A 26349-nucleotide genomic window follows, 5' to 3' on the forward strand; every position below is an offset into this window, starting at 1 on the left:
CTGAGGTTGGTTCGACCTTTAGAGCTTAGGTAAACTTGTTCCATTAGGAATATTGACTAAGAAGCCATCCACTTCTATAAGTGGTGGTAGTTCACGAGGGAAGAAAACAAATGAAAATAAAAGTTTATACGCTTAATGCGTTTGCCAAAACAAATACAGGTGGTAATCCTGCGGGAGTTGTTTTAAATGCGGATTCTCTGCTGTCAGAACATATGCAGCGGATTGCAAAAAAGGTTGGCTTTTCAGAAACTGCATTTGTAAAGAAGTCCAATAATGCTGATTTTAAAGTTGAATTTTTTACACCTAACAAGGAAGTAAATTTATGTGGACATGCAACTATTGCAACTTTTTGTTTACTTGCAGATAAAGGTATTATTGATGCTGGCAGATATACTCAGGAAACAAAAGCCGGTATTTTAGAAATAGAATATAGAAAAAATAATAGAATCTATATGGAGCAATGTAAGCCCATATTTCACAAAATATTGGATAAAAAATATATAGCTGATACTCTAAATATTAGCCAGAATAAAATTATGGATGATATTCCAATCCAAATTGTATCTACTGGATTAAAAGATATTTTAATCCCCATTAAATCATTAGGGGATTTATGCAGTATAAGGCCTGATTTTGATAAGATTTCATATGTTTGCAAAAAAGAGAATTGTGTTGGGTATCATCTTTTTACGTTGGAAACAAAGCAGGATTCCACTGCTCATTGCAGAAATTTTGCACCTTTTTATAATATCAATGAAGAATCTGCCACAGGAACATCTACAGGTGCATTGAGCTGCTATTTATATAGATATGGAATTATATCACAAAATCATATGAAAGATTTAGTTTTTGAACAAGGTTATTGTATGAATAGGCCTTCTGAAATTTTAGCCAGTGTAATTATTCATAGTGGAAAGATCAATGAAGTTAAAATTGGAGGAAATGCCTTGAATATTGAAGAAAGGGAAATTGAAATAATGTAGAGCGTGGCCATACATTATTTCCAAGATGAGGTTTATAATTTATGAAAATAGACAGGCTGCTGGCAATTGTGGTGATGCTTTTGAACAGGGATAAGATATCTGCGGCGGAACTGGCTGAAAAGTTTGAGGTTTCTGTAAGGACCATATACAGGGATATGGACACAATCAATATGTCTGGAATTCCAATAGCTTCAAGCCAGGGAAACAATGGAGGGTTTCATATTTTGGACAATTATAAAATAAATCACCGGTTTCTGACACTGGAAGATATGATATCCATAGTGGAAGCTTTGAAAAATATAAATGGAGTTCTTGATGACAAAAATGTGGAAATGGCTATGGAAAAAATTAAAAGCATAATACCCCATAATAAAAAGAGCACATTTGATCTGTATTTTAAACAGATATTTATAGATACACTTCCCTGGGGATTTAAGAAATCCGAAAAGGAAAATATCAAATATAGAATGATATTTAAAGCATTAAAGGAAAACAGATGTATAAGCTTCAACTACAGAAATTCCAAAGGAGAATATATCTTTAGGAGAGTGGAGCCTGTTACTCTCGTGTTTAAAGGATTTTCCTGGTATGTGTTTTCCTTCTGTACCCTGAGAAAAGATTATAGGATATTTAAATTGTCAAGAATGGATGGACTGGAGATTTTGGATGAGGAAATTTGTAAACCAAGAATTTCATATGGTGAATATGCAAAGACCGAGATGCCTCAGAAAGTTCCTGTAAAAATTTTACTGAAATTTTTAGAAAAAGTCAGGTACAGAATACAGGATTATTTTGATGAAAATGAAATTACATTTCTTGAAGACGGCAGTATCATAGTGAATACTGAAGTTGTGGAGGACAGCTGGATCTATTCAATGATACTGAGCTATGGGGAATATGTGGAAGTGCTGGAACCACCATATATAAGGGAGATTATAAAAGAAAAGTGCAAAAATATAATTGACATATATAATTGAATTCAAACATGACATAATGATGTCAGAGTTTTCCTGTATAATAGTTGTATCAACATATGAAAGGAGAAGAATGTATTATGGAACAGAAATATTGTCAAAGCTGCGGGATGCCTTTAAGTGAGGAACTTTATGGAACTGATGCCGATAGCAGCAAAAATCATGAATACTGTGTATATTGTTATGAAAATGGAGCTTTTAAACAGCCGGACATAACAATGGAAGAGATGATTGAAACCTGTGTTCCCTTTATGAAGAAAAAGGGTATGGAGGAAGGTGAAGCAAGAGCACTTATGCAAAATTGTCTCCCTCATTTAAAAAGGTGGAAAAAGCGCTGATGGACTTTAAAATAATGGAAAGCTGTTAGATAAAATGATTAAAAAGTTGAGGATGGCAAGTTCTCAACTTTTTTTATCTTCATTTGCATGCAAAATCTGTCCTGTAACATAGTTGGAATCGCCATATGCCATGAATACACAAGTTGGCGCAAATTTTACCGGCTGATCAGCTCTTTTTTACAGGAGTATCTGTTTTAAGTATTGTGATATAATAGTAAGTAAGCACATGATCAATATTATAACAAGGAGGTATAATATGGGTATTACAGTTAAGAATACCATAAAGAAATTCAAATCAGATATATCTGAACATGTAACTGAAAAATTGTCGGAATTGGATTCTAAATGTTATCTACAGAGAAAGCAGTCTGACTATAAATTCAATATACATCAAAAGGAAAACAAGAAATTGAATTTGCCTACAAGTGATGGAAAACATTGCATGAGGGCTTATGTGTACGGAAATCTTATGTTTTCTGAAAGTAATATTTATTTGTCAAATAAGTGTATAAGCAATTCAGAGGCACTGGAGCATGACAGCTATGGAGCAATTTACAAAAAACAATATGACAAATTTATTGAAAAAATGCAAAACATGCCCAGTGAATATGAGAAACAAAATTTTAGAGAGCAGAACATGATTACAGATGAAGAAGATGACATGGAAGGCATAAAGATTACAGATGAAAATGTTGATGAAATAGTGGACAGTATCCTTGACAATGTACTGCCTCTTTCACCGGAATATATTAAGATATTTTCTGAAATATAAGTACAGCTTATAAGAACTTAAAAATAAATAATAAAATTAGTCATCCAGAATTGGATGCTTTTTTTATTGTATGTCTTTTTCTGAATTTACGTACTTTCATGAGACTTGCACAGGTATTGTCACACCATTTTCGTGTGTGATTTCTGCTTTCGTCATAAAAAATCCATCCGCACTCAGGGTTTTTACAAATTTTTATACGCTTTATATCGTAATTTGTTATCATTTCAACAAAAGACAAAATCACCTTAGATATTATCTGGTTTAAATTGGATTTATCAGGAATGATATTTAAAATGTATCGTTCCTCTTCTTTTTTTAAAACTTTACAAAAAGAAAGGGAAGCAAGGTATTTGTTCATTTCATCTATATCTTTTTGACAAATTGTATTTTTAGTACACAAATCATTTACAGCATGACTCAAAAAATCTCTAAGTTCCAATAGCTTATCGGTTAATTTTCTATCAAATGTACCTAAGCCAGTGTCCAGAATATACTTTACAATAAAAATGAAAAAGAAGCCTGTTATCATGCCGCCAATGTACCTGTTCAATACAAACAGCAAACTTGAAAAAAAGCAGAAAAAAGTAATTGAAGTGACTTCAATTGTTGAAAGGGTACTTTGCAGTATAAATTTTAGAGCGGTAAAAATCAATCTTCCCTGCAAGCTTTTGGCAGTAGGAAGTGGATTGGGCTCGTACGGTAGAAATAATATATGCTATATAGATGATGAAAGCAGTTTTTATTGGATTGGTGTATACATATCAGATATGCCCTGTGAAAATAATACCTGGCAGGAAAATAAAATTATGGATGCATGTAAGGATTGCAATCTGTGTCTGAAAAATTGTCCTGGAGGAGCGATAGCAAATGACAGATTCCCAATACATGCGGATAAATGTATTACCCTGTATAACGAAAATGAAGGGGGTTTTCCAAAATGGATGAATTCAAGCTGTCATAATTCACTGATAGGCTGCATGAGATGCCAGAGTGTTTGTCCTGTTAATAGAAAACATGTCTATAATATAGAAGATATTGCGGAATTTGATTCTCGCGAGACTGAAATGATATTGGCAGGAACCCAATTAGATAAACTACCTGAAACAACTTATAGAAAATTGGATACAATCAACTTTGTAGAAGATTATAATTTGCTTGCCCGCAATTTAAAGATATTGATAAGTAAATAAATTCTCATTTTATGACATGAAGTGTTTAATGATTAAATCCATTTTTTGATTTAATGCGCCCAGCCTGGAAGGTAATTATGTATAAATATTATTCATAATCAAAGTAAATCTGAATATATTTTAATAGTAAAATATATTCAGATTTGGGGAGATGATTTTCATGCATGATACCATATTACTGAGTAAAATATCACAGAGCTTAAATAGTTGTTGTAAAGAATTGAAAATTTCAAAGATAAATAAAATGTCTGTTATTGTAAATAAAGATAGCCACATTGATGATAATAATCTACTTCAATATCTTAAGAACTTTAATGAAAATTTAATAGATAATTGCACAGAAATAAGCATTGAAATTGGAGACTTGCCAGATCAAACTGCTATAATTAAAAACATAGAAGGTGATTTAACTGAATAATGATCACAATAGAAAAGTATGTTTATTTGATAACTTCCCTAGAAAGTGGACATATCCACTTATACAACCAAAATTAATTAGTAAAGTTCAGAATTGTATATTTAACAATATTGCATAGTATTTTTAAAGGAAAATCATGGAACAGTCCCATTGTTCAGGAGGATTGTTCCATAAAAAGCTATTCCAATACATATTGTGCAAGTACACTTTGAACTTCGTATATGTTTAGGCTTTTGTTGAACTGTTTCTGTACAGGCTCTGGATTTCCGGATATCCATATTTTAAGTTCGGCATCCAGATCAAAATGTCCTGAGGTCTCAATGCTGAAGTGAGTGATATTTTTATATGGAATTGAATGATATTCTACTTTTTTCCCCTCCCATCATTCCATCGAATAATCCCATTTATTCTCCTCCAATAATTATAGTATATTCATCTAATAATAATTCTACATGACTATGAAAAAATCCTTTTGGATTGATCAGAACACTATGGTATAATTTAAATAATATTTTCTAAAAACAGAATAATTTATATTTTGAGAGGTGGATAATGAAAACTGTAGTGATATATAAATCAAAAACGGGTTTCACCAAGAAATATGCCGATTGGATTGCGGAAGAACTGTCTGCTGATATTTTTGAATTTGAGAAGGTCACTGCTGATATGCTGGCAGATTACAATACTGTTATCTACGGTGGAGGATTATATGCTGTCAGCATCAACGGAATAAAGTTTATATTGGAAAATTTAGACAAATTCAAGGACAAGAGGATAATTGTATTTGCAACCGGTGCATCTCCGACAAGGGAAGAAACGGCGGATGAGATAAGAAATAAAAATTTCACCCCGGAGCAGCAAAAACGCATACATTTCTTTTATATGAGAGGCGGCTTTGATTATAGTAAATTGAAGACTTTTGACAGAATGCTCATGACACTGCTGAAATGGAAGATAAAAGGGAAAAAAGAATTGACGGAGGACGAAAAAGGTATGCTTGCCATTTATGACAAGCCAGTGGATTTTACGAGAAAAGATAATATAAACAAGGTAGTTGACTGTGTAAGAAAACAGTGAACTACCTTCTGTTTATTTAATCCAATATCAATAGATCCGTAGAAGTGGCAATTTTTAGCCGAGTCAGTTAAAATCCACCGGCGCCTCCGCCTCCGGAACTGCCGGAACTACCTGAACTTGAACTGCCTGAAATAGAACTTGAACTTCCAGAAGAACCAGTTCCAAAGGAATCGTATATATAGTAGTTGAATTGTTCACTTTTGTTCAAATTCATGCTGTCAAAGAGGAGGTAATAGTATATCCAGCCCATATTCTGCGAAGGATTGTGAAAGGATGATCTGAGCTTTGACATATTGTTTCTCTCCATATTTAGTGCTTCCGCATAGGGAATGTAGGATTCTATATAATCTGTGCTGGCATCATAAGTAAAATCTGAATTTTTAATGTAGTTTTTAAATTTTATCCATTTATTGTATTGAGACTGCCCGTAGGGACTTCTTTTAATACAATAGTATATACCGCAGATCATCACGAAGATCGATACAAGCAAGCTGAATACTCCAAAATAAGCTTTAAAAACAAGAGATACAATAGAAACAATTATGCCTATAACGGAAAACAGGATTAACCATCTGCCGGCGCTGTTGGCTTTTTTGTCATAATAATTTCTTGACTTGACTTCTTCCTCTACAAGTTTTGACCATTTTTGAAAATCGTAATAAAAAGAAGAGCTTTCATTTGATTTCTTTATAGCTGATGTAGTGACAGTTTCACCATCTCCAAGTGTGTCAAATAGCCAGCTTATAAAATATCTCTCATGTTTTAGAAGTTCCTGCGCTGCTTTTTTAACTTTTTTGATTGAGAAATCAACTTTGTCTTTACTATTTTCAAATTCTGTTTTTTCAATGGTTAAATAACCCTTTCTCCATAAATCAAGTATTGTGGCATATGTAGTTCTTCCGTCTACAGTTCTTTTTACCATGTAAGATGCCACTGCAGGAGTACATTCTTCAGGAAGTTCTGGGGGAGAGTAGGTGCTGTATATATCCTGGGGATTGTTTCTGAATTTCCTCCATACCGGAAACATGAATATGATAAAAAGCAGTCCTAAAATCATGCTTACATAATTAAATATCTTTTTTATCATGATAGCATGGGCTATTTTCTGCTGCTGTTTTTCTCTGTAATCTGCTTCTTCCTTTAGAATTCTGCTCAGGGCACTTTCATTCCTTATCTTGGAAGACAGTGGAATTGAACTTGCCGGAAAAAGCACTCTGGTTTCCACCAGTTCTTTTGAATTAACATGGGGAAAGCTGTAATCCACACTTCCATTTTTGACAGATGCATTTCCAGATGAAACGGCGTGATAGTAGGCTTTAATATTATTATCCTCTGCAATATCGGGAATATTGATGTGAATTTTTAGATTATCTATTTCAGTTTCATTGTAATCAGACCAGTATTCATAGAAAAATTCACCTGTATCCTTGTACTTCGTGGCAACATTTTTCATGGTATAGGTTATTTTAAAAGTTTTCTCTTCATCCTTTGAAGGGGAGTAGATTTTGATCCTGTATAGATCTGTATCCTGCTTCAATATTTGAAATACATTGTCGTCTCCATTTTCCGCAGTATTTACTTTTCTAAAGGGTGTTTCCTGTCCGGATTTGGATACATAGGATACTTTTACATTATACATGCCGTCCGTATTTTTAATGGATACGTCTCTATAAGCTCCATTATATTTTCCACTGAAATTGTAGGTTATAAATTCCACCATATCAATGGAACCATCTTCTTTTATTGTAGTTTCTATGTTGAATTTGGACAGATCTACTTCATCTGAGGCTGAAACATTGAGTGGATTGATAGAAATTATGGTAAATATTACAAAAAAGCATAGAAGAAATTTTTTCATTGATGACCTCCTGTATTTTTAAGAGTTTACGTTAGGTTTGGGCCTACACCTCCTTTTTATATAATTTTAGTATATACTGGCCTTTATTGGGGTGTCAATGTACTTTTTTCTACGTATATGACTATGTTAAATTAAAAATATTTAACATAGCCATTCTTGACTTTGATAAAAATATAAGTATATAATATTAATGTAAATAGAATTAAAAATTACATTATAAATAGCAAACTCTATGAAAATGGAGGACGCAAAGCTGCGAGTCTAAAGCTGTTTAAGCCATGATAGTCGGGTTGCTGATGTTTATGATTTTATAACTTTATATTTATATATAAGCTATAGTGCTAAAACATTGACACTGTAGCTTTTTGAATTTACATGATAATTGTTTCCCATAAATCAAGTAATTCTTAATTCTTAATACCATGCAAAGGATGATGGGAGGAAATATATATGAGGACTTCAAAAAAAATATACGCTTTTGCTGCAATAATGATGTTTATACTACTAGTGCCAATTGTAAAAGTCAGTGCTTCTGAAGTGACACGTTTAAGTGGACAAGATAGATATGAAACCTCAGCTAATATCTCAAAAAATAACTGGAGTACTTCTGAAAATGTAGTCCTTTCTAGTGGTCAGGGGGATGATAAATTTGCAGATTCCCTTGCAGGAACAACACTTGCCTATCAGTTAAATTCACCTATACTTTTGACAAATACAAATTACATACCCACAGTGATATCAGATGAAATAAAAAGGCTTAATGCAAAAAATATCTATTTGCTTGGCGGAACTGGAGTAATAAGCAGTGCTGTGGAAAATAGTTTAAAGAATCTAGGTTATAGTGTAACTAGATTAAGTGGGTTAAATAGGTATGAAACAGCAGCCAGGATTGGAGAAGAAGTCAAAAAATACAAACCAATTGGAGGAGTATTTCTGACTACAGGGTATAAATTTCAATATGCTATGGCTGCTTTACCTTATGTGGGTAAGGAAAATGATATTGTATTATTTACAGATGGGAATTCATTGAATTTTACAACAAAAGATGTTTTGAAGAGGCTCAATGTAGACAATGTAACAATATTGGGAGGAAATGCCGTTGTCCCATCTAATGTGGATAATGAACTCATGAAAATGGGCATTACTGTAAAAAGGATAGATGGAAATACTCCAATAGATTTTAATACCAATATATTGAGAACATTGGGAAATAATATAGATGGACTTGCAGTAGCTAGCGGCAGAGTTTTTGCAGATAGTCTCTCAGGTTCCATAGTAGCTGCTAAAAACAATCTTGGAATGGCTTTAATTGACGATAAATTTGATTACAATATGAGTATGAATAAACTGAATAAAATATTGATATATGGTGGTTATTCCGTTGTTACACCGGAGACTGAAAGCTACTTGAAGGGAATCATGGCCAACTCCAATCTGTCAGATAAAACAGGCAGGCTTATTTTAAATGGCAAAAAAGACTGGTACGAGGCTATTAAGACTGCAATTTCAAATTGTCAGGATGAATTTTTATATGACAATGCTAATTCATCTGCCATGCCCAAGGGTATTGTGGAGATGGTGCTTGAACAGAATCCCGATATAGATTATGTTGAAAGTTACAGCATTTCAAATAGTGGGAGCATTAGTTTTAATTATAGATTTTCAAAAACTGAATTGTCAGATATGAAAAATAGAGCCGCTGAAAAAGCAAAATCAGTTCTCTCTAACATAATTAAGCCTGATATGACAGAAACTGAAAAGGCAAAGGCAATACACGACTATATTGTAAGTAACGCAAAATATGATTATGACAGTTATGCAAAAAATTCAATACCTGCACAGGATTATACAGCATATGGAATTCTGGTTAATGGTACAGGTGTATGTCAGGGATATGCATCAGCATTTAATTTGATGGCAGAAATGTCTGGTATAAAATCTATAGCTGTACGGGGAACTGCCGGGGGAGGAGTTCATGTGTGGAATATGGCTATGCTTGATGGTAAAATTGGATATATAGATACAACCTGGGATGATCCAGTTCCAGATAGAGCAGGGCAAATTATATATAGATATTTTAATATAAGTGGATCTCAGATATCAGAAGACCATTCCTGGGATAAAAATAATTTTACTGAAGATTATTTGAACTATTGATAATATCTAATTCTATGTTATAGATTTTAAGTTTCGAAAAACAAGATCTGCTTCTTGCAAGTATATCTTGTTTTTTTTATAAAAAATTATATTCTCATTTTTATTTTACAAATATTTTATAATTACTTATAATATTTTTAGATGCAGGAGTATATTCCTGCCAATATGATACCTTAAATTATGGAAAAAGAGGTAAATACTTATGGATTTAAAGGGAATAAACCCACAGGATGTGGTATTTGCATTGGATGTAGGGACAAGATCAGTAATAGGTACTGCAGGAATAGTGAAGGACAAAAAATTTGTTGTAATATCTGAGCACTGTATAGAACACGAAAAAAGAGCTATGATCGACGGTCAGATACATGATGTGGGACTTGTAGCTAATGCAGTGAGTATAATAAAAAATAAAATAGAAAAGGATTTAAATATAAAAATAGAAAATGTAGCTATAGCTGCTGCGGGAAGATTTCTGAGAACCGTGTCTGTAAAAGAGGAAATGAAAATTGATTATGACAGGGAAATAGACAGGGATACCATAAGGAGTTTGGAACTGACGGCGGTAAAATCTGCTGAAGAAAAGGTAAGCCGGGATACAAAAGGAAGATTATACTGTGTTGGATATAGTGTAAAAAGTTATTATCTAAATAATTATCTTATAGGCAATCTTATGTATCAAAAAGGAGAAAAGATATCTGCAGAGATCATAGCTACTTTTCTTCCAAGATCTGTAGTGGATAGTTTATATTCTGTTATGGAAAAAGTGGGGCTTCAGGTAGTAAATCTGACTTTAGAGCCTATAGCAGCTATGGAAGCGGCTATTCCTCAGAATTTAAGGCTCTTAAATCTAGCACTAGTGGATGTTGGAGCAGGTACTTCGGATATAGCTATAAGTGACAGGGATACTGTAATTGCATATGGCATGGTACCTCAGGCTGGTGATGAAATTACCGAAATAATATCACAAAAATATATGGTAGATTTTAATAAAGGTGAAGAAATAAAAAAACAATGCAGTAAAGTCAAGGATATAACTTATGTGGATGTCCTAGGTATGGAAAATAAGATTACTTCTGAAGAAATATTGAAGCTCATAAGTCCTGCCGTAAAAAAGATAGCAGATGAAATAGGCAGCAGGATAATAGAGCTAAATGGAGGTAAATCTACCAGTGCAGTTTTTCTAGTAGGTGGAGGTGCACATACTCCCAAACTAAAAGAGTTTTTGGCTGAAAAGCTGAATATATCTCTTAGTAGAATTGCAGTAAAAGACAGACAGTCAGTTCAGGAGTGTATTTGTAATGACAATTCTCTTGGTAGTGCTGGGGTAACAGTCTTGGGAATAGCTTTAGTTTCTATAAGAAAATTAGGACACGGGTTTATAGATGTGATGTTGAATGGAAATGTAATAAGTCTATTTAATTCTCACAGCCACACGGTCATGGATGTAATGCTTCAGGCCGGTATAAATCCCAATAGCCTTATAGGCAAAAATGGTAAAAATATAAGGTTTATGCTAAATGGGATTAAAAGAGTGGCTTTTGGAACCCTTGCTTCAAATGCTGAAGTAAGCATAAATGGTTTAAGGAAGAGCATGGATGATAAGGTCAAAGAGGGAGACAATATAGAGATAAAGTATGCAGTTGACGGCAAGACAGCTCTTCCTAAGGTGATAGATTATATACAAAAAGTGTATTCCATAAGCTTTTTTGTAAATGATATAATAGAAAATTTAGAACCACTGGCATATATAAATGGAACTAAAGTGGAAATTAACAGTGACATAAGTGAAGGGGATAATGTAAACATAATATTTCCTAAAACTCTTGGAGATTATAAAAAGTATTTTTTAGACAAAGAAGAGAATAAATTTGTATATTATCTAAATGGAGAAAAGTTGAATGAAAATTATATAATAAATGAAGGTGATAGAATTTACGGGATAACTGAAAATTCTATGGATGAAAAAAAGAGCGTGAAAGCAGATGAAGAAAACTCAGGATTGAAAGAAGTGAGCCTAGGAAAAGAAGATAGAAGCGTTGAAATGGGAAAAGATAAAAACGATGCTAAAGATGTGAATAATCACGAGATAACTGTAGTTGCAAATGGTAAAAATGTTGTGCTCAAAGGGAAAAAAGATTATATATTTGTAGATATATTCAACCATATAGAATTTGATTTGACAAAGGTAAAGGGAAGATTATATTTACATCTAAATGGAAATAATGCAAGTTATTATGATGCTCTTTCGGAGGGGGATATAATAGAGATAGGATGGGAATAATTCTATGCACTTTAATTATGATTGGAGGTAAATATGAATAGGAATTTTCTAAAAATTGCAGAATCTATAAAGGGAGATCTTATTGATATTAGGAGAGATTTTCACAGACATCCGGAACTTGGATATGAAGAAAAGAGAACTTCTGGCAAGATAAAGGAATTTCTGAAGTCACTTGGTATAGAATACAGGGAAACTGCAGATACGGGAGTATGTGCGGTAATAAGAGGGGTTGGGAATAAAACTATTGGGATAAGGGCAGATATGGATGCACTTCCCCTGCAGGATAAAAAAAATTGCAGTTATTGTTCACAGGTGAAAGGAAAAATGCATGCCTGCGGTCATGATGCACATACCACTATTCTACTTGGAGTGGCAAAAATTTTAAATAGTATAAAAGATGAACTTAAGGGAAATGTAAAATTATTTTTTGAGCCCGCAGAAGAAACCACAGGCGGGGCAAAAATAATGATAGAAGAAGGTGTACTTAAAGATCCTGAAGTGAATAGAATTATAGGGCTTCATGTAGAGGAAAACATAGAAGTTGGAAATATAGGTTTAAAATTTGGGGTTGTAAATGCGGCTTCCAATCCATTTACTATAAAGATAAAAGGTTTAGGAGCCCACGGCGCAAGGCCTAATATGGGAATTGATCCCGTAGTTATGGCAAGCCACGTAATATTGGCACTTCAAGAGATTATAAGTAGAGAACTTCCACCCACAGATCCAGCTGTGCTCACAGTGGGCTCCATTCACGGCGGAACAGCACAAAACATAATTCCGGATGAAGTTACTATATCTGGAATTATAAGAACTATGAAAACCGAACACAGAGCCTATGTAAAAAAAAGACTTATAGAGGTTACAAGAGGAATTGTAAGTTCTATGAGAGGCAAATGTGAAATAGATATACAAGAAAGCTATCCATGCCTTTACAATGACGATAGTGCTGCACAGGACATATTAAAGGCGGCGAAGCAGGTAATAGGAAATGAACGTGTAAAAATACTTCAAAATCCGAGCATGGGAGTGGAGAGTTTTGCTTATTTTTCAATGGAAAAACCTTCTGCATTTTATTATCTGGGATGTAGGAACAAGGCGAAAGGTATAATACATCCAGCACATGGGAACCTATTTGATATAGATGAGGATTGTTTGCCTATCGGTGTAGCAATACAGTGCCAAACAGCTTATAATTTCTTAAAATGACTTGTTCCCAATATTATATAATTAAGATATTTCTAAAGCCATCAATCTGAGATATTTAAAAACTTGGTGGCTTTTTTATATAATTTATAGTATCAGCTATATTTGTTAGATTCTAAAATTATGGTAATATATTTGTTAGAGTTGAGAAAAATAATTTTACAGTTTATGTCTTGTGGTTATAGAAGGGGGAAAATTGATAGATGAAAATAAAAGACTTAACAGCAAATATTTCTTTAGATATCTTTTTACTTGTAAAAGAACTAGAAGAGGATGTAACTAGAAATAAAGATTCATATATTAAATTTTTATTAAGTGATGGTGAAAATGATATACATGGAATTATGTGGTCTGCATCCCTGGAGGAGTTGGGAGAAGGTGTAAAACCTGGAAAAATAATTAAAGTGAGAGCATTAGTCAGAAATTATAAAGATAATTTGCAGTTGAATATAACAAACTGTCGGCCGGCGTTGGATAAAGACAAGGTAAATATAAAGGATTTTATCAAGAGTGTGCCTGTAGATCCGGAAACCATGTTTAATGATTTCATTCGTGAGACTGAAAATTTTAATAATAATGATCTTAAAAATATAGTGGAGAAGCTTTTAATGGACAATAAGGACAAATTGATATATTATCCTGCAGCTAAAAAGGTACATCATGCAGTTAGAGGAGGACTACTATATCACATGTACAGGATGTTTAAAAACGCACAGAGCATTGTTTCTGTATATGGATCCTACATAAACAGAGAATTGTTGTTTTCCGGTGTCATGCTGCACGATATTGGGAAAATTAAGGAACTTGACTCCAGCGAATTAGGTGTAGTGGAAGATTATTCTAAAGAGGGCAAATTACTGGGTCATATTGTAGAAGGTATAGTAATGGTTCATGATGCAGCAAGTGAATTGGGAACTCCTGAAGAAATAGAGCTGCTTTTAAAACATATGATAGTTTCGCATCACGGTGTGGAGGAAAATGGCTCACCTAAAAAGCCAATGACTTTGGAGGCTGAGATATTACACTATTTAGACGAGATAGATGCAAGTGTATATCAGTTTGAGGAAGCTTTAAAGGGTATCACCAAGGGTAAATTCAGTGATAAACAATTTTTCCTTGGAAACATACAACTGTATAAGAGTGAATTATGATGATTTTTATATTGATTTAGTCAAGGACAGTAGTATATAATTAGATGTTGTCCGTATAAAGTGATTCTCAGTTCATATGAAGTTTGTTTATTAATGCAAAATTTTTTGGAGTCATATAAGGATAATTTAGAACTTAAATATATTAAAAGTACTGGAGAGATCATGATGAGAGTTGAAATCGGAAATAATGAATCTGGTCAAAGGCTGGATAAATTTTTGAGAAAGTGGTTGAAGGATGTACCACTAAGCGGTATATACAAGGCTATAAGAAAGGGCGACATCAAGGTAAACGATAAAAAATCCAGAGAAAATTATTTTCTGTCAGCGGGAGATATAATAGAAACTAAGTATATAACTTCTATGCAGGAAAAAACAAAGTTGAAAAAAGTAGAAAGCAATTTTTTGAAAATAACCTACGAAGATAAAAACATGCTTTTAGTTGAAAAATGGCCCGGAATTTTGGTACATTCGGGAAAAAGCTCCAATGGTTCAACTTTAACTGATTATGTACTTTCATATCTATATGACAAAGGGGAATACGATCCAGGAAAGGAAATTACATTTACTCCTTCACCCTGCAACAGGCTCGACAGAAATACATCAGGTATAGTTATATATGGTAAAAACTATGATTCACTGAAATTGCTGAATGAAATGGTAAAGAACAGGAATATAAAAAAATACTATGAGGCAATGATAAAGGGGAAAATAGAAGAAGGCCTATATGAGGGATATATCCTAAAGGATATAAAAAATAATATGTCCATTGTATATGATGTTCCCAAAAAGAATACTAAAAAAATATCCATGAAAGTAAAAGTTCTCCAAACTTGCGGCACTTTTTCACTAGTAGATCTGGAACTTATTACAGGCAGAAGTCATCAGTTGAGGGCTCATTTGGCACATCTGGGTAATCCTATAATTGGAGATGCAAAATATGGAACACCAAAATTGAACAGCCTTTTTTACAATAAGTATGGATTAAAATATCAATACCTTTATGCCTATAAATTAAATTTCAGAGACTGTCCCGAACATTTAAAATATATGGAAAACAAGACCATATCGGAAAGTCTGCCACCTATATTTAGAAAGATTAAAAATGACTTGTTTGATAAATTTTAGATTTGGTATAGGGAGTTTTGAATTATGAAGGAACAGTCGACTACTAAAGGCTTTGCCATACTTTCAGCAGCAGGAATGCTGGTAAAGATCCTGTCCATAATATACATACCACTTTTCATGAGAATAGTCGGGGATGAAGGCTATGGCCTTTACGGAGCATCCTATCAGATATACACTTTTGTCTATGTGCTTACCAATTCAGGAATACCGGTGGCCATATCCAAACTTATATCCGAGCTGAATGCAGTGGGGAATTACAGGGATGCAGTGAAGGGATTTAAGATAGCCAGATTCATGCTTATGGCAATGGGAATAGTGATGGCGGCACTGCTGATGATTTTCGCATCCCCGCTGTCCAGAGTAATGAAATACAGCAAGATCTATCTATCCCTTTTAAGTTTGGCTCCTGCCATACTGTTTACCTCTGTGGCTTCAGCTTACAGGGGATATTTTCAGGGCAGTGGCAATATGACACCTACAGCTGTATCCCAGGTAATAGAGCAGATAGTAAATACCATATTTGGTATAGCATTTGCAGCGTACCTGATAAAGTACGGAGTGGAAGTGGGATGTGTAGGAGCACCTATCGGCACTTCCCTTGGAGCACTGGCTTCTGCATGCTTTCTAATGTTCTGTTATGAAAACTCCAGAAGATCTGGCATGTATAAGAAGATGACAGTTCAGAAGTCAGAGAGAATTGACACCGGCAAACTGGTGAAAAGAATTATAAAATATGGAGTGCCTATAACCATATGTGTGGGGATGACCTATGCAGGAAATCTGGTTGATATGTGGAACACAAAGTCCAGACTCATGGCCGGCGGATTTAGTGATGTAAACTCAACCATACTTTATGGATATCTTACAAAATACCAGCAGCTTTTGAATGTACCTATAACCATAATATCCTCTCTTTCAGCGGCTATACTTCCTGCAATATCCGCAGCTGTTGCCATCAAAAACGGCAAGAAGGTAAAGGACAATATAAATTATTCCTTCAGGCTCTGCTTTCTGATTGCAATTCCCTGTGCATTTGGATTTTCCGTTTTAAGCGATCCAATATTTCAGATGCTTAAATTCAGAGGTGGATCCTATATTATGGCATGGGGTTCAGTGGTGCTTGTATTGATGTCCCTCATGCAGATCCAAACCACCATCCTGCAGAGTATAGGAAAACTTTTTACTGCCACCTTGTACTCCATAATAGGTATATGCGTAAAAATAATTACGAATTATTTCCTGATTTCCATACCTGAAATAAATATACTTGGCGCTGTAATAGGCAGTACTATGGGATTTATAATTCCCATAGCATTGAATCACCGAATTATTAAAAAATCTTTAAATGTAAGAGTCAGCATGCTGAATCATGCGGTTAAACCGCTGGCTGCTTCAGCTGCCATGGGAATCATAGTATATGTGAGTTATTTTTTAATGCATTTTGTACTGAAATTTATCAAAATTCCGTATCTTCCAAATGCAATTTCAACTGTATTATCCATAGCAATTGGAATTGTGACCTATATGTATGTTCTGGTTTTAATCGGAGGAATAAGCAAAAGGGATTTACAGTCACTGCCTTCCAGGGCTATAAAATTAGTTCCAAGATTTATATTGACCAAAATGAGATAGGATAACTTCTAAGGGCTTCCATAGAAGTTATCCTTTATAAGTTCGTGCATATTTAATGCCAAGGTAGTCAGAGAAGTGATCATCAGGCTTATACCACATCCGTATACATTTATACTTGGTATACCTGTTAAAAAATATACCAGTATCACATCCATAACTGAAGAAATAAGAGAATTTCTGAGTATTACTTTCTGTTTACCTATGCCATTTAAAATTCCAAAAGTTGACATGGATACGAATATAATTGGAGCGGACAATGCTGTAAATTTTATATAGTCTTCCAGATCATATCGTCTATAAAATAATTCTCCTAAATAGTCAGACAGGGAAATGCAGATTATCATAGTCAAAACTCCCAAAAATAAAGCTATTTTTACAATTTGAGATATTCTTCTCTCAATTGCCCAATAATCTTTTTTGCTCATTTTTTCTGATAAATCCGGTATGAGAACTATGGACATGGAGGTTATAATTGTAGTTGGAAAAAATATTATGTTCATGGCCATACCATTAAATCTGCCTATCATACCAAGAGCTGCATTGTATTCTATTCCCGATGCCACCAGCCTTCTTGGAACTATCAGAGCTGAAATGGCTGAAAGGGACGTAGATAAAAATCCATTTATGCATAGTGGAAATGATATGACAAGTATGTTGAATAAAAGCTGTAATTTGTCTTCTGTATTTGAGAAATTGAATCCAAATCTTCTTTTTTTTATCTTGTACATAACGTAGAGTACAGTGAAACTTATGAATTCCCCCAAAGTTAAAGTTATATAAGCTGCAGTTACAGTCCCATTTACATCTTTCAGTGAAAATGAATTTATGAGTAAAGTTATTATGACAATTCGCAGAAATTTTTCAGATATATCTATAAAAGCGGGTATTTTCATCTCTGATATCCCGTAAAAATAACCCTTCAGTATGGACGAAAGTGCTATAAAAAAAATGGCAGGACACATAACCTGAAGAGCATGGATGGATCTGGTATCTTTTATTATATTGGCACTTATGTAGGGGGCATTTATAAATATCATACAAACTACAAAAGTAGCCAGCAGAGAATTAAAAGTCAAGGATATGTCTATGGAGCGGTTTAAATTATTGAAATCATCTCTTCCGAAATATACTGCAGCAACTCTGGAAATTGCGGTTACCATACCTCCTGTAATGAGACATATAAACAGATCGTATACAGGCATTATAAGTCCGTAAAGTCCCATACCTTCAGCTCCTAGATTTCTGGACAATATTATTGAAAATACAAATGCGAATATTGAGGTTATTAAGTTTGAACAGATTAGGATAAGTGTACTTTTTAAAAATCTTTCTCTTTTCATAAAAACTCCTGACCTACAGATTATATTGATAATATTTAAAACATCAATATTAATAATTATGACAAGCATTTAAAGTATATTCTTTTTATTTTCAGGGTTTTTATTACTTTACAATCCTATGATATACTATAGATAACCGTTTGGTAGGAAATTTTAATTTACGATTTAGGGGGTACGTTCAATGAGAAAATTGATTTGCAGAATCTGTGGTGCAATTATAGATGATAAAAATTATTTTTATAATGCAGAAGCATTTGAAGGGAAAAACACCCTGGATAATATAAGCTTTTGCCCTTTTTGCGGGGCACCCAGGAAATATATGATATCAAAAAATGAAAACGCAGAAGAGCAAAAATATAATTTTGATGCAGGAAGCCTTAAAATAATAGATCATGCATATAAATTAGAAATATTTAATGGTGACTTTTATGATAAAGTGTCTAAACTTGCCGCAAATATTCAAATAAAAAATATGTTTAGATCTCTTTCGAGAGTGGAGTATGTACATGCCAATATACACCGCAAAATAGGTGGATTTACTGTAAAACCCAAACTTAAAAGCCTGGATTATTCTAAATACAAAAGCGACGGGGAACTTCTTAACATGGCCTGTAAAAGGGAAAAACATGCAGTAGAATACTATGAAAGATATGCAGATAAAATGAATGACTACCAGGTTAAAAAGATATTCGATGTGTTGGCAAAGGTGGAAAAAATGCACATAGATCTTACTAAAAAAGCAAATTAGTCATGCGTGTATTCAAAAGATAAATTAATTAATATAATTCCCATTTTGAAATAACTTTTTCCCATAATTGGATTTTAGAGTAATTTTAATGGAGATATTTCAATGTTTCTGGTATTGGCTTGATTTATGCTTTTAAGAATCAATAAAAAATACAGGAGGTAATTTTCAATGAAAGCTGCATTTATTTTTTTAGCACCAGGAGCCAATCCTAAAATCCATAAATCAATTATAAAGACGGTGAAAATGGAACTTATAAGCGTAGGAGTCTCAAGTTATGATGAAGCCTGTAAAGTTGCTGTGGATCTAGTAAAAGATGATATTTGCGCAATAGAATTATGCGGCGGCTTTGGAGTTAATGGTACCGCCAGGGTTAAAGAAGCTGTAAAAAGTAAAATACCTGTAGGAGCAGTGAGATTTGACATTCATCCAGGACTTGGAAATAAAAGTGGAGATGAAATCTTCTAATTGATGAAAAAAGACATAAGAGGAAGTGATTTTATTGAATTCGAAACCAGAGTGGCTGAAAATGAAAGCACCTGATGAAGTTGTATTAGATAAAATGGAAAATATGTTAAAGAAACTCTCGCTCCATACAGTCTGTGAAAGTGCAAATTGTCCCAATATAGGGAAATGCTTCAAGCACAAGACAGCTACCTTTATGGTGATGGGGGATACCTGCACGAGAAATTGCAGATTCTGTGCTGTAAATAAAGGGATGCCGCAGGAACTTGATCCTAAAGAACCTGAAAACGTAGCCATTGCCAGCAAAAAACTTGGACTTAAACATACAGTTGTAACTTCCGTTACAAGAGATGATTTAGAAGATGGAGGAGCAGAACATTTTGTAAAGATCATAGAAGCCATGAGAAGAGAAAATCCGCATTCCACTGTAGAACTTCTGATACCCGATTTAAATGGTAATTGGAATGCTTTAAAAGATATAATTGATGCAAGACCGGATATACTAAATCATAATATTGAAACGGTGGAATCTTTATATAAAAAAGTTAGACCCTTGGCAATTTATGATAGATCCATTGAGCTGCTGAGACAAGTTAAAATATTCAACAGCAGTGTGTATACAAAGTGCGGTATAATGCTGGGACTTGGAGAAACAAAGCAGCAGGTATTGAAAGTAATGGATGATCTATTGAAAGTCGGCTGTGATATATTGACAATAGGTCAATATCTTAGACCATCTAAAAAGCATCTGCCTGTTTTTGAATACGTCACTCCTGAAAAGTTTGCAGAGTACAAAAAAATGGCATTGGATAAGGGATTTAAGGTTGTATTTTCAGGACCTTATGTGAGAAGTTCCTATAAGGCCTTTGAGAGTATTAAAATCTTGGAGAATTTAAAATAGTTAATATATCTTTACGCAGATAGACGCTTGAATTAAAAGGTCAGTGTCTATCTCTTAATTTTTTGTGCTGTTAGATATATATATTGTATAATATATTATAAGAGTACTGTTATATTTCATATAGAATTTACGAGGAGGAATGACTATGGGCTATATAGATAAGATTAAAGAAAGACGCCGTAGATTTATAGAATATAATGAAATACCAAAAGATGTTAGGCCTGATATTTTAAATTCCTGGATACGATGTAAAAACTACGGTGTTGGAGAAAACAGCAATAAGGCTAATATTCTTTTCAAAAGTGAATTTGATGCTGTACTTGAGGAAAAAAAAGAATTTATAAGAATTTGTCTACCTGTAATGTTAAATTTATATGAAATCTTGAAAGATACAAATTATTCAATTATACTGACAGATGAAAATGCAGTTATTTTAAAAATTCTGGGAAATGAAAGAATAATGGCTGCAAACAAGAATCTGGATTTTTTAGAAGGACGCAGATGGAGAGAGGAAGATGTTGGAACCAATGCTATTGGAACTTGTATTTATTTAGATAAACCTGTTTGGACATTAGGTGCAGAACACTACTGCAGAGAACAGCATAAGTGGACATGTTCTGCAGCACCAATACACAACAGCAGGGGGAAAATAATAGGCTGTATTGATCTATCAGGAAGCATAGGAACTTTTCATTCCCATACTCTGGGTATAGTTGCTGAAGCATCCAATACCATACAGGAACAGTTTGCCATAAGTGAACATAGAAAATGGACAGAAGTTGCGTTTAATTCAATAAAAGAAGGCATGCTGGTTTTAGATAATGAGTTTAAAGTCAAATATTTCAATGAAAAAATATGCAGTATACTTGGAATTCATAAAAGCGAAATGTATAAATTGGATATGAAAGTTCTATTAAGAGACGTAGCCAATGATATGTACGGATTAAGCGACAATGGGAAAATTGCCTATAGAGAAATAAGTTTATATGTAAAAAATAAAAGAGTGGAATGTAATATAAGTGTAACGCATGTCCTAATAGGTGAAAATTATGTTGGATTTGTAATCGTTATACAAAAAGCAGGTACGATGCGTGGAGTAGTAAACAAAATAGCAGGATTCTCTTCCAGGTATGATTTTGACAACATACTGACTAATAATCCTAAAATGTTGGGTATAATTGAAGATGCAAAGAGAATAGCTCAAAATGAATGTACTGTACTGATAACAGGAGAAAGCGGTACAGGAAAGGAATTATTCGCTCACTCTATTCATAACAGAAGTAAAAGGTGTAATGGGCCCTTCGTGGCAATAAACTGTGCGGCACTTCCCAAGGATCTTGTGGAAAGCGAGTTATTCGGCTATGAAAAAGGTGCTTTTACGGGGGCATCTAAAGAGGGTAATCCTGGAAAATTTGAACTTGCAAATGAGGGTACAATATTTTTGGATGAAATTGGAGAATTACCTCTTGAAATTCAATCTAAGCTCCTAAGAGTTTTAGATAATCATACTATTAGCAGAATTGGTGGAAAATATGAGAGAAATCTAAATGTAAGAATTGTGGCAGCTACAAATAGAGATCTTATAAAAGAGGTTAATGCCAAAAATTTTAGGAGCGATTTATATTTCAGATTAAATGTATTTAATTTAAAACTGATCCCTTTAAGAGAGCGAAAAGAAGATATAGAAATGTTTGTGAGATTTTTTTTGAATAGATTGAATAAAAAAAATCAAATGCAGATAGAGCATATAGATAAAAGTTTTATGGATATTATCAAAGAATATAACTGGCCTGGAAATGTTAGAGAACTGGAAAACGTAGTTCAAAGAGCATATTACCTATCTAAAAATGGAATTATAACGGATTCCCTGATACCTGATTATATTATGGAAAGTGTTGGGAATATCCAGGATTATACAATATCTTTAGAAAACAAGTCAAAAAATAAGATTAAAACTGTAGATCAAGTTGAAAGAGAACTTATTGTTAAAGCATTAGAGCAGTGTAATGGAAATGTGATAAATGCAAGTAAGCTAATTGAAATGGGAAAATCTACACTTTACAGAAAAATTAAAAAATACAATTTGAAATAGTAGTCTTTTCTTTTATCTCTATTTAAGGTGATTTACACAGTCAACTTAAATAGAGAATCTTATTTTTACAAATCATATAAAATATCAAAAATTCAGACTTGTCCAAAATGGGAAAGAAATAATTCCCGTTATGAAAAAATTTCTTTGAAGTAGTTTTTTAAATTGACGATTTTACAGGATAAATCATAAATATAGAATCCCTTGATATTTGGCATGAGTTTTGCTAAATAAATTTATAAATGAATACAAACCATTTTTATATTCAAAGCAAAAGAGGTGGACACCAATGTAATCGTTTATGAATGTAATTATACTGCTGATATCTGTATTTAATACTATTGGGAGGGATTATTTTGGAAAAGGTAAAAGAAAGAGAAAGCATAAAAAACAATACACTTATAGATATCTATGACAAAATGTTAAAAATAAGGGCATTTGAGAACATGGCAAAGGACAATTTTGCAGAGGGAAAAATTCCAGGATTTGTACATCTTTATATAGGTGAAGAAGCCATATCTTCCGCTGTTTGTGAAAACTTAACTGATGCCGATTATATAACCAGTACTCACAGAGGTCATGGTCACATAATAGCAAAAGGCGGAGAACTCAAATATATGACTGCTGAGCTTTTTGGAAAAGCTACAGGATACTGTAAAGGAAAAGGTGGATCCATGCATATTGCAGATGCAACCAAAGGAATACTTGGCGCAAACGGTATAGTAGGTGCAGGACACGATATAGCATTAGGTGCAGGAATGAGTGCACAGTACAGGGGAACAGATCAGGTTTGTGTATGTTTCTTCGGCGATGACTCTACAAATCAGGGTACATTTCACGAATCACTGAACATGGCAAGTGTTTGGAAACTTCCCATTGTATATGTCTGCGAAAACAATGGATACGGAATATCAACTTCTCAGAAAAGACACCAGAATATCAAAGATATATCCGTAAGGGCTAAAGCCTATGATATGCCTGGAGTTACAGTAGATGGGAACGATGCCGTGGCAATTTACAAGGCTGCCAGTGAGGCCATACAAAGAGCCAGAAAGGGAGAGGGTCCAACTCTCATAGAGTGTAAAACCTACAGGCAGAGAGGACATTTTGAAGGGGATCCAGCGCCTTATAAACCAAAAGAAGAACAGGAAGCATGGATTAAAAAGGATCCTATTCCCCGTTTCGAAAAATATCTGCTGGAAAATAGAGTTTTAAGTGAAGATAAAATAGATAAAATGAAAAAATCTGTTGACGAACAAATTAAAGAGGCAGTTGATTTTGCAATGAACAGTCCTGAACCAGAATTGAATTCAGTATTTGAAGATGTGTACAGCGATATAAAAGAGGGGGTTGAATAGGTATGTCAAAAATAACTTTTTCACAGGCAATAAAAGATGCTATGTGCACTAAAATGCGCCAGGATAAAAATGTACTGTTGTTTGGTGAAGATGTAGGTCCCTTTGGAGGGTGTTTTGGAGTAAGCCAGGGAATGCATGATGAATTTGGTGAAATGAGAGTGAGAGATACTCCTATTTCAGAAGGTGCCATTTTAGGGTGTGCTATCGGATCTGCCGCTACAGGATTGAGACCTATTGCAGAGCTTATGTTTATGGATTTCATGACGGTTGGAATGGATATGCTGGTTAATCAGGCGGCAAAATTGAGATATATGTTTGGAGGTAAAATAAATTTACCCATGGTGGTAAGAGTTCCATGCGGAGCTGGATTCCAGGGGGCAGCACAGCACTCACAGTGTCTTGAAGCGTGGATTACACATGTACCGGGGCTGAAGGTGGTTTATCCTACTACGGCGGCAGATGCCTATGGATTAATGCTTACTTCAATAGATGATAATAACCCTGTGATTTTCATAGAGCATAAAGGCCTTTATCCTAAAAAAGGCGAAGTAGACGAAAGTTCGGCACCAATACCTCTTGGTGTTGCAGATGTAAAAAAAGAGGGAAAAGATGTTACCATAGTGGCAACAGGCAAAATGGTTGACGAAGCACTTTCAGCTGCCCAAAAACTTTCAGGAGAAGGTATTGACGCAGAAGTAATAGATCCACGAACTCTCTTTCCTTTTGATAAAGACACAATATTCAATTCAGTGAAAAAGACAAATAGAGCGGTGGTTGTAACTGAAGAAACCAAAAGAGGAGGCTTCGGGGGAGAAATTTCCGCCCTGATAAGTGAGGAGATATTTGATTATCTGGACGCTCCGGTAGTCAGAATTGGAAATTACAACGTGCCAATACCGTTTTCACCGAAACTTGAAAGCTATATACTGCCTAATGCAGATAAAATAGTAGCTGCTGTAAAGAAAACATTATAAATAGATGTGTAATTCAGGGAACATTTCTCTGAATTACATTATCCTATTTGTATTCAATCTAGATGTTAGGAGGGTTTTTAATGAGTTGTATTGAAGTGATGCCGAAACTTGGATTGACCATGACAGAGGGGACCCTGGTAAACTGGCACAAAAGTGAAGGAGAGAAAGTTGAAAAGGGAGAAATTCTATTTGAGGTTGAGACGGATAAGCTTACAAATGAAATAGAAGCAAAAGAAAGCGGAGTACTTAGGAAAATACTGGTGGAGGAAGGTGAGACAGTTAAATGTCTGGTGCCTGTGGGTATTATTGCAGGTGAAAATGAGGACATATCGGAGCTTTTAAAGCAGGCAGGTTCCAGGGGCAGTGAAAGTGAAGATAAGGAGGAGGTGGTGAAGTCAGAAGTGTCCGCTGAACCTCAGGCTTCAGAACTGGCCAAAACTGGAGACAGAATAAAGATATCACCCCTTGCCAGAAAGATTGCCCTGCAGGGCGGCGTGAGTTATGAAAACATAAAGGGTACAGGTCCTAAGGGCAGAATAGTAAAGAAAGATGTAGAAGCATATATTGAAAGCACCAGGATCAAAGTATCTCCTGCAGCTGCAAAGCTGGCAGAAGAACTCAACGTGGATCTCTCGGGTATAAAGAAGCATGGGAGGATAATGAAAAAAGATGTGCTGGAGGCTGCAGAGGCAGCCAAAGTGTCTGAGGCAGCACCTGAAGTAAAGACTGAAGAAGAAAAAGCATCACCGCAGCAGGTAGCTGTCAGAGGTGAAAAAGCTGTTAAGATGTCTGCAATGAGGAAAGTCATTGCAAAGAGGATGAGTGAAAGCGTCAGCGTATCACCTACCGTAACCTACAATATGACCATGGATACTTCAGAGCTGAAGAGATTGAAAGACAGCCTTAAAGACGTCTTCAAGGTGACCTATACGGATCTGCTCATAAAGATAGTCTCACAGGTGCTTAAAGAGTTTCCGCTGGCAAACTGTTCTATAGAGGGAGATACATTTATTTTGAAGGATTATGTGAATATGGGGGTTGCCGTTGCCCTGGAGGGCGGACTTTTGGTTCCTGTGATAAAGGACTGTGACATAAAGGGGCTCAAGCAGATTACGGCCGAATTCAAGGATCTTGTAAAGAGAGCAAAGGAAAACAAACTGGGACCTGATGATCTGACAGGAGGTACATTTACCATAACGAATCTTGGAATGTTCGGCATAGATACATTCTCGCCTATTATAAACCAGCCTGAGGTAGCCATACTTGGAGTAAACAAGATTGCTGAAACACCGGTGGTGGAAAAGGGCCAGATAGTTAT

At 34.5% G+C, this 26349-nt stretch carries 23 protein-coding genes, 1 pseudogene and 1 riboswitch; of the genes and pseudogenes, 20 read left to right on the forward strand and 4 right to left on the reverse strand.

Features of this window, described 5'->3' with window-relative positions; translation table 11 throughout:
* Positions 1–110 precede the first annotated feature (110 nt).
* The 4 genes from LN736_RS16735 to LN736_RS16750 all read left to right on the forward strand — a co-directional run bounded on the left by LN736_RS16735 (position 111) and on the right by LN736_RS16750 (position 3067).
* Positions 111–983: a PhzF family phenazine biosynthesis protein gene (locus LN736_RS16735; protein WP_179977384.1), complete on the forward strand. Its 873-nt coding sequence runs from the start codon at positions 111–113 to the stop codon at positions 981–983.
* Positions 984–1024: 41 nt separating this feature from the next.
* On the forward strand, positions 1025–1960 hold the full coding sequence (locus tag LN736_RS16740; RefSeq protein ID WP_179977383.1) for a helix-turn-helix transcriptional regulator: 936 nt from the start codon (positions 1025–1027) through the stop codon (positions 1958–1960).
* Between the two features lie 77 nt (positions 1961–2037).
* Positions 2038–2295: a zinc ribbon domain-containing protein gene (locus tag LN736_RS16745; protein ID WP_179977382.1), complete on the forward strand. Its 258-nt coding sequence runs from the start codon at positions 2038–2040 to the stop codon at positions 2293–2295.
* 256 nt (positions 2296–2551) lie between these two features.
* Complete coding sequence (locus tag LN736_RS16750; protein WP_150357265.1) at positions 2552–3067, forward strand: hypothetical protein; 516 nt, start codon at positions 2552–2554, stop codon at positions 3065–3067.
* Between the two features lie 40 nt (positions 3068–3107).
* Here the strand turns inward: LN736_RS16750 and LN736_RS16755 are convergent, their stop codons facing one another.
* Entirely contained in the window at positions 3108–3596 is a 489-nt protein-coding gene (locus LN736_RS16755; protein WP_229982032.1) for a CGNR zinc finger domain-containing protein, read from the reverse strand.
* On the opposite strand from LN736_RS16755, the gene LN736_RS16760 reads away from it, so the two are divergent.
* Together LN736_RS16760 and LN736_RS16765 are read left to right on the forward strand one after the other, a co-directional pair.
* On the forward strand, positions 3595–4257 hold the full coding sequence (locus LN736_RS16760) for a 4Fe-4S double cluster binding domain-containing protein (RefSeq protein ID WP_229982033.1): 663 nt from the start codon (positions 3595–3597) through the stop codon (positions 4255–4257). The genes LN736_RS16755 and LN736_RS16760 overlap by 2 nt on opposite strands.
* Positions 4258–4417: 160 nt before the next feature.
* Positions 4418–4675 carry a hypothetical protein gene (locus LN736_RS16765; RefSeq protein WP_106011082.1) on the forward strand — a complete coding sequence of 86 codons (258 nt, stop codon included), beginning with the start codon at positions 4418–4420 and terminating at the stop codon, positions 4673–4675.
* Positions 4676–4853: 178 nt separating this feature from the next.
* On the opposite strand, the pseudogene LN736_RS16770 reads toward LN736_RS16765, so the two are convergent.
* Positions 4854–5048 (reverse strand): annotated as a pseudogene (locus LN736_RS16770) (PH domain-containing protein); the annotation flags it as partial.
* Between the two features lie 179 nt (positions 5049–5227).
* Here LN736_RS16770 and LN736_RS16775 point away from each other — a divergent pair.
* A complete protein-coding gene (locus LN736_RS16775; protein WP_179977380.1) occupies positions 5228–5752 on the forward strand; it encodes a flavodoxin domain-containing protein in 525 nt (174 codons plus the stop codon).
* A 67-nt stretch (positions 5753–5819) separates the two neighbouring features.
* Here the strand turns inward: LN736_RS16775 and LN736_RS16780 are convergent, their stop codons facing one another.
* Positions 5820–7610, reverse strand: a complete 1791-nt coding sequence (locus LN736_RS16780) for a DUF2207 domain-containing protein (RefSeq protein ID WP_229982034.1) — start codon at positions 7608–7610, stop codon at positions 5820–5822.
* A gap of 212 nt (positions 7611–7822) precedes the next feature.
* A riboswitch (cyclic di-GMP riboswitch) is annotated at positions 7823–7908 on the forward strand.
* Between the two features lie 152 nt (positions 7909–8060).
* Here LN736_RS16780 and LN736_RS16785 point away from each other — a divergent pair.
* From LN736_RS16785 to LN736_RS16810, 6 genes are all read left to right on the forward strand, one after another.
* Positions 8061–9767 carry a cell wall-binding repeat-containing protein gene (locus LN736_RS16785; RefSeq protein WP_229982035.1) on the forward strand — a complete coding sequence of 569 codons (1707 nt, stop codon included), beginning with the start codon at positions 8061–8063 and terminating at the stop codon, positions 9765–9767.
* Positions 9768–9969: 202 nt separating this feature from the next.
* Complete coding sequence (locus tag LN736_RS16790) at positions 9970–12048, forward strand: cell division protein FtsA (protein WP_229982036.1); 2079 nt, start codon at positions 9970–9972, stop codon at positions 12046–12048.
* 33 nt (positions 12049–12081) lie between these two features.
* Positions 12082–13254, forward strand: a complete 1173-nt coding sequence (locus LN736_RS16795; RefSeq protein WP_150357256.1) for a M20 metallopeptidase family protein — start codon at positions 12082–12084, stop codon at positions 13252–13254.
* A 200-nt stretch (positions 13255–13454) separates the two neighbouring features.
* Positions 13455–14402, forward strand: a complete 948-nt coding sequence (locus tag LN736_RS16800) for a 3'-5' exoribonuclease YhaM family protein (RefSeq protein WP_229982037.1) — start codon at positions 13455–13457, stop codon at positions 14400–14402.
* Between the two features lie 165 nt (positions 14403–14567).
* A complete protein-coding gene (locus tag LN736_RS16805) occupies positions 14568–15527 on the forward strand; it encodes an RluA family pseudouridine synthase (protein ID WP_229982039.1) in 960 nt (319 codons plus the stop codon).
* 24 nt (positions 15528–15551) lie between these two features.
* A complete protein-coding gene (locus LN736_RS16810; protein WP_150357254.1) occupies positions 15552–17159 on the forward strand; it encodes a putative polysaccharide biosynthesis protein in 1608 nt (535 codons plus the stop codon).
* 8 nt (positions 17160–17167) lie between these two features.
* Here the strand turns inward: LN736_RS16810 and spoVB are convergent, their stop codons facing one another.
* Positions 17168–18499 carry a stage V sporulation protein B gene (gene spoVB / locus LN736_RS16815; protein WP_150357253.1) on the reverse strand — a complete coding sequence of 444 codons (1332 nt, stop codon included), beginning with the start codon at positions 18497–18499 and terminating at the stop codon, positions 17168–17170.
* A gap of 181 nt (positions 18500–18680) precedes the next feature.
* Here spoVB and LN736_RS16820 point away from each other — a divergent pair, with 181 nt between their 5' ends.
* The 7 genes from LN736_RS16820 to LN736_RS16850 all read left to right on the forward strand — a co-directional run.
* Positions 18681–19247 carry a ferritin family protein gene (locus LN736_RS16820; protein ID WP_179977375.1) on the forward strand — a complete coding sequence of 189 codons (567 nt, stop codon included), beginning with the start codon at positions 18681–18683 and terminating at the stop codon, positions 19245–19247.
* A gap of 168 nt (positions 19248–19415) precedes the next feature.
* A complete protein-coding gene (locus LN736_RS16825) occupies positions 19416–19712 on the forward strand; it encodes a DUF6506 family protein (RefSeq protein WP_150357251.1) in 297 nt (98 codons plus the stop codon).
* Between the two features lie 34 nt (positions 19713–19746).
* Positions 19747–20610: a lipoyl synthase gene (lipA, locus tag LN736_RS16830; RefSeq protein WP_179977374.1), complete on the forward strand. Its 864-nt coding sequence runs from the start codon at positions 19747–19749 to the stop codon at positions 20608–20610.
* A gap of 145 nt (positions 20611–20755) precedes the next feature.
* Positions 20756–22702, forward strand: a complete 1947-nt coding sequence (locus LN736_RS16835) for a sigma-54-dependent Fis family transcriptional regulator (RefSeq protein WP_150357249.1) — start codon at positions 20756–20758, stop codon at positions 22700–22702.
* Between the two features lie 416 nt (positions 22703–23118).
* The gene (locus tag LN736_RS16840; RefSeq protein WP_179978282.1) at positions 23119–24057 is read left to right on the forward strand and encodes a thiamine pyrophosphate-dependent dehydrogenase E1 component subunit alpha; all 939 of its coding nucleotides are present in this window, start codon (positions 23119–23121) and stop codon (positions 24055–24057) included.
* A gap of 2 nt (positions 24058–24059) precedes the next feature.
* Positions 24060–25031 carry an alpha-ketoacid dehydrogenase subunit beta gene (locus LN736_RS16845; RefSeq protein WP_150357248.1) on the forward strand — a complete coding sequence of 324 codons (972 nt, stop codon included), beginning with the start codon at positions 24060–24062 and terminating at the stop codon, positions 25029–25031.
* Positions 25032–25111: 80 nt separating this feature from the next.
* Positions 25112–26349: 2-oxo acid dehydrogenase subunit E2 (locus tag LN736_RS16850; RefSeq protein WP_229982038.1), on the forward strand; the 1238-nt coding region annotated here is incomplete at its 3' end.

Source organism: Clostridium aromativorans (assembly GCF_020908015.1).
GTDB lineage: Bacteria > Bacillota > Clostridia > Clostridiales > Clostridiaceae > Clostridium_B > Clostridium_B aromativorans.

What these genes read in the sequence shown, in the direction of transcription:
- LN736_RS16735 (WP_179977384.1), top strand. Translation starts at nt 111, where the DNA reads ATGAAAATAAAAGTTTATACGCTTAATGCGTTTGCCAAAACAAATACA.
- LN736_RS16740 (WP_179977383.1), top strand. Translation starts at nt 1,025, where the DNA reads ATGAAAATAGACAGGCTGCTGGCAATTGTGGTGATGCTTTTGAACAGG.
- LN736_RS16745 (WP_179977382.1), top strand. Translation starts at nt 2,038, where the DNA reads ATGGAACAGAAATATTGTCAAAGCTGCGGGATGCCTTTAAGTGAGGAA.
- LN736_RS16750 (WP_150357265.1), top strand. Translation starts at nt 2,552, where the DNA reads ATGGGTATTACAGTTAAGAATACCATAAAGAAATTCAAATCAGATATA.
- LN736_RS16760 (WP_229982033.1), top strand. Translation starts at nt 3,595, where the DNA reads ATGCCGCCAATGTACCTGTTCAATACAAACAGCAAACTTGAAAAAAAG.
- LN736_RS16755 (WP_229982032.1), bottom strand. Translation starts at nt 3,596, where the DNA reads ATGATAACAGGCTTCTTTTTCATTTTTATTGTAAAGTATATTCTGGAC.
- LN736_RS16765 (WP_106011082.1), top strand. Translation starts at nt 4,418, where the DNA reads ATGCATGATACCATATTACTGAGTAAAATATCACAGAGCTTAAATAGT.
- LN736_RS16775 (WP_179977380.1), top strand. Translation starts at nt 5,228, where the DNA reads ATGAAAACTGTAGTGATATATAAATCAAAAACGGGTTTCACCAAGAAA.
- LN736_RS16780 (WP_229982034.1), bottom strand. Translation starts at nt 7,610, where the DNA reads ATGAAAAAATTTCTTCTATGCTTTTTTGTAATATTTACCATAATTTCT.
- LN736_RS16785 (WP_229982035.1), top strand. Translation starts at nt 8,061, where the DNA reads ATGAGGACTTCAAAAAAAATATACGCTTTTGCTGCAATAATGATGTTT.
- LN736_RS16790 (WP_229982036.1), top strand. Translation starts at nt 9,970, where the DNA reads ATGGATTTAAAGGGAATAAACCCACAGGATGTGGTATTTGCATTGGAT.
- LN736_RS16795 (WP_150357256.1), top strand. Translation starts at nt 12,082, where the DNA reads ATGAATAGGAATTTTCTAAAAATTGCAGAATCTATAAAGGGAGATCTT.
- LN736_RS16800 (WP_229982037.1), top strand. Translation starts at nt 13,455, where the DNA reads ATGAAAATAAAAGACTTAACAGCAAATATTTCTTTAGATATCTTTTTA.
- LN736_RS16805 (WP_229982039.1), top strand. Translation starts at nt 14,568, where the DNA reads ATGAGAGTTGAAATCGGAAATAATGAATCTGGTCAAAGGCTGGATAAA.
- LN736_RS16810 (WP_150357254.1), top strand. Translation starts at nt 15,552, where the DNA reads ATGAAGGAACAGTCGACTACTAAAGGCTTTGCCATACTTTCAGCAGCA.
- spoVB (WP_150357253.1), bottom strand. Translation starts at nt 18,499, where the DNA reads ATGAAAAGAGAAAGATTTTTAAAAAGTACACTTATCCTAATCTGTTCA.
- LN736_RS16820 (WP_179977375.1), top strand. Translation starts at nt 18,681, where the DNA reads ATGAGAAAATTGATTTGCAGAATCTGTGGTGCAATTATAGATGATAAA.
- LN736_RS16825 (WP_150357251.1), top strand. Translation starts at nt 19,416, where the DNA reads ATGAAAGCTGCATTTATTTTTTTAGCACCAGGAGCCAATCCTAAAATC.
- LN736_RS16835 (WP_150357249.1), top strand. Translation starts at nt 20,756, where the DNA reads ATGGGCTATATAGATAAGATTAAAGAAAGACGCCGTAGATTTATAGAA.
- LN736_RS16840 (WP_179978282.1), top strand. Translation starts at nt 23,119, where the DNA reads ATGTTAAAAATAAGGGCATTTGAGAACATGGCAAAGGACAATTTTGCA.
- LN736_RS16845 (WP_150357248.1), top strand. Translation starts at nt 24,060, where the DNA reads ATGTCAAAAATAACTTTTTCACAGGCAATAAAAGATGCTATGTGCACT.